The 6,903-nt window shown below is 65.1% G+C and carries 7 protein-coding genes, 2 tRNA genes and 1 pseudogene; 6 read left to right on the forward strand and 4 right to left on the reverse strand.

Annotated features, from left to right (window positions below):
* The first annotated feature begins 184 nt into the window (after positions 1–184).
* Positions 185–1,669, forward strand: a complete 1,485-nt coding sequence (locus EB836_RS16585; protein WP_135542393.1) for a solute carrier family 23 protein — start codon at positions 185–187, stop codon at positions 1,667–1,669.
* 191 nt (positions 1,670–1,860) lie between these two features.
* On the opposite strand, the gene EB836_RS16590 is transcribed toward EB836_RS16585, so the two are convergent.
* Positions 1,861–1,937: transfer RNA gene (locus EB836_RS16590), tRNA-Pro, on the reverse strand.
* Between the two features lie 82 nt (positions 1,938–2,019).
* Between EB836_RS16590 and EB836_RS16595 the strand changes: the two genes are divergently transcribed.
* Entirely contained in the window at positions 2,020–2,517 is a 498-nt protein-coding gene (locus tag EB836_RS16595) for a TetR family transcriptional regulator (RefSeq protein ID WP_135542395.1), read from the forward strand.
* A 117-nt stretch (positions 2,518–2,634) separates the two neighbouring features.
* Positions 2,635–2,711: transfer RNA gene (locus EB836_RS16600), tRNA-Val, on the forward strand.
* Positions 2,712–2,958: 247 nt separating this feature from the next.
* Here EB836_RS16600 and EB836_RS16605 read toward each other — a convergent pair.
* Positions 2,959–3,300 (reverse strand): cupin domain-containing protein, encoded by a 342-nt coding sequence (locus EB836_RS16605; protein WP_135542397.1) that lies wholly within the window; start codon positions 3,298–3,300, stop codon positions 2,959–2,961.
* A 54-nt stretch (positions 3,301–3,354) separates the two neighbouring features.
* Positions 3,355–4,020: a helix-turn-helix domain-containing protein gene (locus tag EB836_RS16610; protein WP_135542399.1), complete on the reverse strand. Its 666-nt coding sequence runs from the start codon at positions 4,018–4,020 to the stop codon at positions 3,355–3,357.
* 48 nt (positions 4,021–4,068) lie between these two features.
* On the opposite strand from EB836_RS16610, the gene EB836_RS16615 reads away from it, so the two are divergent.
* Positions 4,069–4,659 (forward strand): DUF2249 domain-containing protein, encoded by a 591-nt coding sequence (locus EB836_RS16615; RefSeq protein ID WP_135542401.1) that lies wholly within the window; start codon positions 4,069–4,071, stop codon positions 4,657–4,659.
* A gap of 41 nt (positions 4,660–4,700) precedes the next feature.
* On the opposite strand, the gene EB836_RS16620 is transcribed toward EB836_RS16615, so the two are convergent.
* The gene (locus EB836_RS16620; protein WP_135542403.1) at positions 4,701–5,177 is read right to left on the reverse strand and encodes an Lrp/AsnC family transcriptional regulator; all 477 of its coding nucleotides are present in this window, start codon (positions 5,175–5,177) and stop codon (positions 4,701–4,703) included.
* 109 nt (positions 5,178–5,286) lie between these two features.
* Here EB836_RS16620 and EB836_RS16625 point away from each other — a divergent pair, with 109 nt between their 5' ends.
* A complete protein-coding gene (locus EB836_RS16625) occupies positions 5,287–6,468 on the forward strand; it encodes a PLP-dependent aspartate aminotransferase family protein (RefSeq protein WP_135542404.1) in 1,182 nt (393 codons plus the stop codon).
* A 114-nt stretch (positions 6,469–6,582) separates the two neighbouring features.
* Positions 6,583–6,768 (forward strand): annotated as a pseudogene (locus EB836_RS16630) (MerR family transcriptional regulator); the annotation flags it as partial.
* Between the last annotated feature and the right edge of the window lie 135 nt (positions 6,769–6,903).

Genomic DNA, 6,903 nt, shown 5'->3' on the forward strand with positions numbered 1-6,903 from the left:
AAATCTGCCCAGGTCAACAGTCCTGAACAGTGTTCAATACGATAGCAGAGATGCCCTTCCTGCCACGTCTCCGGCCACTCACCCCCGGCGCCCGGACACCCCAATTGTCAGTGAGCGCATAGAATTCTTCCGGCGGCTGAGGCCACCTCCCGGACTCGGCGATGAATACGGAACAAGGAGCGCAATGACGGACTCGGAGCAGACGGGCACTCGGCAGCAGCCCGGAAGACAGCGCGGTTGGCGGCTGCACGGCGACGGGCGGACCATCCGCCCGGGAGAGCGTGTGCTGCCCGAAGAGCGTCTGAGCTGGCCGCGGACGATCAGCGTCGGTGCCCAGCATGTCGTCGCGATGTTCGGTGCGACGTTCCTCGTCCCGCTGCTCACCGGCTTCCCGCCGTCGACGACTCTGTTCTTCACCGCGATCGGCACCCTGCTCTTCCTGCTCATCACCAAGGGGATGATGCCGTCCTACCTCGGGTCCTCGTTCGGCCTGCTGGCACCGATCGGTGCGGTCACCGGGTTCTCGGCGACCGCCGGCGAGGACCTCGAACCGCACGCCATGGCCTTGGCGCAGGGAGGAATCATCTCTGTGGGAGTCACCTTGGCGCTCGTCGGGCTCGTCGTCCATTTCGTCGGGGTGCGGTGGATCGAACTGACGATGCCACCTGTCGTGACCGGTGCCATCGTCGCCCTCATCGGGCTCAACCTCGCACCGGCCGCGTGGGATTGGGTGCAGGAGGCACCTCTGACAGCAGTCATCACCATCGTGGCCATTCTGCTGGTCACCGTGGCGTACCGGGGCATGTTCGGGCGACTGTCGATCCTCATCGGGGTGCTCATCGGCTACGCGGCGGCGTGGCTGCAGGGCGAGATCGACTTCACGACCGTCGACCAGGCCGACTGGGTCGGACTGCCCGCGTTCCATGCTCCGGCATTCGATCTCGGATACCTCGGCCTCTTCCTGCCCGTCGTCCTCGTTCTCATCGCCGAGAACATCGGGCACGTGAAGTCGGTGGCGGCCATGACGGGACGAGATCTGGACAAGCTGACGGGACGCACACTCTTCGCCGACGGATTCTCCACGATCCTCGCCGGCTCCGGAGGCGGTTCGGGAACGACGACCTATGCGGAGAATATCGGCGTCATGGCCGCTACTCGCATCTTCTCCACCGCGGCCTACCTGTGCGCTGCGGTCATCGCACTCATCCTCAGCCTGCTGCCGAAATTCGGCGAGATCATCGCCACCATTCCCCCGGGCGTCCTCGGCGGTGCGGCAACCGTCCTCTACGGGATGATCGGCATGCTCGGTGTGCGGATCTGGGTGGAGAACAGGGTCGACTTCGCCAATCCGATCAATCTCAACACCGCCGCGGTGTCCCTCATCGTCGCGATTGCGAATTTCACCTGGACTCCCGGCGGTCTCCAGTTCGAAGGAATCGCACTGGGCTCCGCCTCGGCGATCATCGTCTACCAGGTGATGAAGGCGATCGCCCGGTGGCGCGGAACGGATCCCGATGCCCTCGTCGAGACCTTCGCCGAGGCCGAACCGAGCGCGCAACCATCAGCGGACTCGGACCCAAGCTCGGGGGACGGTTCGTCAGCGGGCTCGGATCCGAGTTCGGGAGCTGCTCCATCGTCGGGCGTGGAGGCGAGCGATGAGCGGGAGTAGAGGCCCTCGAGCCGCTTTTCGTGCACTCCGCCATCAGGTTTCGTACCAGCCATCGGTTCGCAACCCGATGGCTGGTACGAAAAGTGATGATCACCACTTCCGGCTGCCGGAGACGACCTGCGGCACTGTGTCGAGCTGGAGATGCAGAAAGTGCCGCAACCTCGCCTGAGCGATGCTGCGGCACTTTCCCGTGGTCGGGATAGCGGGATTCGAACCCACGACCTCCTCGTCCCGAACGAGGCGCGCTACCAAGCTGCGCTATATCCCGTGACCAGGAACTACTATAGCGAGGGGAACGCGATCTGAAAAATCGGGACGAGCCCCAGACGAAGAATGAAAGGTATGTCTCATTGGCACTGACCGCCGAAAGCATCACGCACACCGCTTTGGACATCCTTTCGCGCTACGGTCTCGGCGACCTGTCCATGCGCCGACTGGCCCGTGAACTCGGGGTTCAGCCCTCTGCTCTCTACTGGCACGTCAAGGACAAACAGTCTCTTCTCGTCCTCATCTCGAAGAGCCTCAAAGCCGAGGTCGATGCCCGTTGCCCTGTCACGGCCGACCCTCTGGCCGCGGCACTGTCCATGCGCGAGATCCTGCTGAAGTATCGCGACGGTGCCGAGATCGTCCTGCTCGGCTATTCGATCGCCGCCGAGGATGTCGCTCCGCAGGCGCTCAACGCCCAGCGGCTGGGACCCGACGTCTCCCAAGGGGTCCTGACCCTGACTCTGGGTGCAGTGGCCGTCGAACAGAGTCGCGCACTGTTCGATATCGACCCTGCCGACGTGGCAGAGAATTTCGCGGCGAATGTCGCTCAGATCCTTCAAGGTTCGCCACCACGTCCCTGAATGCCGATCCTGCTGCCGAGACGACCGCGCCCCTGATGAGCCGCGGTTGCGATTCGTCGGAGCCCCACGGGTGTGGCATACTGATCAGGCGTTCTCGGAGTCTCCGATGACGCAGTGGGGCCTATAGCTCAGTTGGCTAGAGCATCTCGTTTACACCGAGAGGGTCGGGGGTTCGAGTCCCTCTGGGCCCACCAGCACAAACACTTACCCAGACACCATCGGCGCACGTCGATCCACTCCCCCGGCGCCCCCCGAGCCCTCAACGTCTCATGTTCATCCTACGGGGCTTCGGATTGGCACCGAGACAATAACCGGCATAGACCAAGCCGAATTTCGCACCCCCTGGAGGAATCGACAGTGTCGCGCCCGTCTGCGGGCTGAGGACTCGTCGACAGCCACTGGAGCAGCTCACGATCGGAATCCTTGAGTCACATCCTCACTTCAGCTGATGTCCATTCTGATGGTGAGAATGAAGGCGGCGTCCTCGAGCGCGGTGACCGCGTGCCTCTCGGCTGGGATGGCGATGTGATCTCCGGTCGACAACTCCCATGACTCGTCCGTCGTCGTCAGACGCACAGAACCCTCGAGAACCTGCAATGTCGCTTCGGGCGGGGAATCGTGCTCGGCGAGTTCGGAGCCGGCAGTGAGGGCGAGCAGCACCTGCCGCAGATAGGTGCCGGTGAATATTCCTTTGGCTGCTCGACCGCTGCCGGCGCGGCGAGCTCTGCTGAGCAGTTCGCGGCTGAGTTCGGCAAGATTCTCGGACGTGAGCTTCTCGGTCATGGTGGTGCGGTTCCTTTCACATTGGTGAGTGGTGCTCGTGGTCCAGGGTCCAGATCAGCGTCTGCGCAGACGGGCGCGGCAGCTGGTCGGGGTGGCGAAGGGCTCGAGCGATTCGACGGCATTCGATGACTGTGCGGCTTCGAGGAAGCCGGTCATCATTCCGCGGTGGATCGCACACACCAGGCTCCCGTGCGTGCCGAGGAACTCGCGCAGCGGACAGTTGTGGAGGTCGATCTGATTCCCGTCGAGGCGGGCCGGCGCGAACCCGGCCGCATCCAGCGTGTCGATGAGTCCGTCGACGGCGGAGTCGGCCCGACTGCCCGCGCCTGCGGCTGCACCGCTCCCCCACTGATACCCCGCCTCCTCGGCCTCGCCCGCGGGATCGGGCGCGGACGCGACGCGCGAAAGAAGGATACGAGCGAGCAGATCGGCTCGGTGCGGCCCGGAGTCCGTGGCCGGCGTGAGGAAGTATCGGACCTCGGGCCGTCCGGGCCCATGAGCGGGCCGCGTGTGACGAACGACGTCACCGTCGCGTTCGAGGACTCCGAGGTGAAAGCGGACCGTGTTCGGGTGAACTCCGAGACTCTCGGCGAGTTCGACCGCTGTGGCACTGGATCGTCCTCGCAGCTGTCGAAGGATTTCGGCGCGCCGACCCCCTCGCGCAGCCGTCGAATCCGGCCGGCCGAGGGAATCGCCGCGTGGTCCCAGTCGAGTGTCCATGATGATAGTTTATCCAAGAGATATTCAGAACAAACCAGAGGAGCTTTCGTGTCCGAAGAAGCCGTCATCGACGTTCGCACCATCCCCAAGCCCGAACGCCACCCACTCATCATCGACGCCTACGAGAAGCTCGACGTCGGTGCTGGGCTGATCCTCGTCAATGATCACGTCCCCGAGGGCCTGCGCGTAGAGATGGTCCGCGAGTTCGCCGATGCCGTCGGATGGGAGCCGCTGGAGAGCAGCGAGGACGCCGTGCGGGTGCGCATCGTCAAGCAGGCGGCGACTCCGACTCCGCGGGTCGTCCTCGACGTCGCCGAGGTGGCCGGCACCGAGGCAGAGTCCGGTTCGGTCTGGCAGCTGCCGACTCAGCAGCGTGATCTCGACGCGAATGTCATCGCCCTCGCCCCGGGCGGAGAGATCCGCGAGCACACCGGACCGAACCTCGACGTCCTCATCCATATTCTCGACGGCGCCGGAACGCTCGAGACCGAAACCGGCACGATCGACCTGTCACCTGGCCAGATCGTATGGCTGCCGCGCCTCTCACGTCGCCGGTTCACCGCCGACGCCGAGAACGGGCTCAAGTACTTCTCCGTCCACCAGCGCAAGCAGGGCCTGACGATCTCCGCCCGGCCCTGAGCCTCCCCTCGTGGGCATCGCCGATGCCGACATGACGCGACTCAGATGTCCTCAGGCATCCACGCCGAGCCCTCCTCGACCCGATAGATGAGGTTCGTGCGTGTATGCGCTACCGCTGGATACCGGGTGAGGTAGTCGAGGACGAACGACTGCACCGCCTCGGTGTCGGCGGCGACGATGTGCAGCAGATAGTCATCCGCCCCAGCCATGTGGTACATCCGCACCACCCCGGGGAACTTCAGCGCTGCGGCCGTGAAGGCGTCGATATCGGCCCGGTCGTGCTTGGCCAGTCGGATCGAGACGAGAGCGTGCAGGCTGACACCGAGGGCACCGGGATCGACATCGAGCCGGAAGCCGCGGATCACGCCGAGGGACTTGAGGCGCTTGAGTCGCAGAGACACCGTCGACTCGGAGATGCCGACTTCCGCGGCCAAGGCGGCGCCCGAGGCGCGCGCATCGGCGTTGAGCGCCCGCAGGAGGCGGTGGTCGGTGACATCGAGTGAGACATTCTGCGACATGAGTCACATTCTTCCAGAGATTCTCGCAGGATTTCCATCACTGACGCCGATCATCGAAGTCTCTTGAGAATTCCTTGCGCGCAATAGGAGAACCATATTGAATGCGAGTATGACCTCAATGCATCCGGAGACCCGAATGGTCCATGGCGGAATGGAGGGTCTGGCGGAGGCCGGCGTCCATGTTCCTGCCATCGACCTGTCCACCACCAACCCGGTCAATGACGTCCGGACCGGAGGGGACTCATATGAGAACCTCGCGTCAGGGCACCGGCCGGGCGCCGGCGACTCGGCCGTGTACCAGCGGCTGTGGCAGCCCGGCGTGGCACGCTTCGAAACAGCACTGGCAGACCTGGAGAACACCGAGGAGGCCGTTGCCTTCGCCACAGGCATGGCCGCACTCACCGCGGCCCTCCTCGCCGCGGTCCAGGCCGGCACCCCTCACATCGTGGCCGTCCGCCCGCTCTACGGCGGCAGCGACCACATCCTCGAATCCGGCCTGCTCGGAACATCGGTGACCTGGGCCGAGGAAGACGGAATCGCCGAGGCCATCCGTGAGGACACCGGGCTCGTCATCGTCGAGACCCCGGCCAACCCGAGCCTCGACCTCGTCGACATCGGGGCCGTCGTGACAGCAGCCGGTGGGGTACCCGTCCTCGTCGACAACACCTTCTGCACCCCGGTGCTGCAGAGGCCCGTCGACCACGGTGCCGCCCTCGTGCTCCACAGCGCCACGAAGTACCTCGGCGGCCACGGTGATGCGATGGGCGGAATCATCGCCGCGAACTCCGAATGGGCCACCCGGCTGCGCCAGGTCCGCGCGATCACCGGCGCCCTGCTGCATCCGATGGGTGCCTATCTCCTCCATCGCGGACTGCGCACGCTGTCGGTGCGGATGCATGCGGCCCAGGACACGGCCGGAGAGCTCGCCCGCCGCCTGCAGTCGCGTCCGGAAATCGCCCGCGTCCACTATCCCGGCCTATCCGGGGGCGACCCGCGCGGACTCGTCGGCCGGCAGATGGACGGCGGCGGCGCGATGATCGCACTCGAACTCGCTGGGGGCTTCGAGGCCGCCCGAACCCTGGTCGAACACTGCGACCTCATCGTCCATGCCGTCTCACTCGGCGGTGCCGACACACTCATCCAGCACCCGGCCTCACTGACGCACCGCCCCGTCGCGGCCACCGCGAAGCCCGGCGACGGACTGGTACGGCTGTCGGTCGGGCTCGAACATGTCGATGACCTCGCACGCGACCTGTTCACCGCACTCGATGCGATCCGGAGTGCCGCCTGAGGCCCACCGGAGCACCGGCGCCCCTCGTGCCCGCCCCGGACGATCCCGGGGCGGGCACAGTCGTCTCAGTTCTGGCTTGACCTTGACGTCGCGTCAACTTCTAGGCTGTCAGGCATGGACTGGTCCATTCAGGAAACAGCACGGCTGACGGGAACGACGAGCAGGACTCTGCGTCATTACGACGCGATCGGTCTGCTGCCGCCGACGTACATCGCCGCCAACGGCTACCGCTGCTACGACGAAGCGGCTCTGGTGCGCCTCCAACGCATCCTGCTGCTCAAAGAACTGGGGCTGTCGTTGACGACGATTGGCGCGTAGCGCTACTTGGTCCCGATAGTCCACGTACCTGGTATCAGTTTTCTGGATAGGTGGTACTGCCGTGATTTCGGTGGTCTTCTGAGCGGTGGGGCGGCACGTCCGTGTCGCCCGTCACTG

The organism is Brevibacterium sp. S111 (genome assembly GCF_004745075.1).
In the GTDB taxonomy this organism is placed as follows: Bacteria; Actinomycetota; Actinomycetes; order Actinomycetales; family Brevibacteriaceae; genus Brevibacterium.

What these genes read in the sequence shown, in the direction of transcription:
- EB836_RS16585 (WP_135542393.1), top strand. Translation starts at nt 185, where the DNA reads ATGACGGACTCGGAGCAGACGGGCACTCGGCAGCAGCCCGGAAGACAG.
- EB836_RS16605 (WP_135542397.1), bottom strand. Translation starts at nt 3,300, where the DNA reads ATGACCGAGAAGCTCACGTCCGAGAATCTTGCCGAACTCAGCCGCGAA.
- EB836_RS16610 (WP_135542399.1), bottom strand. Translation starts at nt 4,020, where the DNA reads ATGGACACTCGACTGGGACCACGCGGCGATTCCCTCGGCCGGCCGGAT.
- EB836_RS16620 (WP_135542403.1), bottom strand. Translation starts at nt 5,177, where the DNA reads ATGTCGCAGAATGTCTCACTCGATGTCACCGACCACCGCCTCCTGCGG.
- EB836_RS16625 (WP_135542404.1), top strand. Translation starts at nt 5,287, where the DNA reads ATGACCTCAATGCATCCGGAGACCCGAATGGTCCATGGCGGAATGGAG.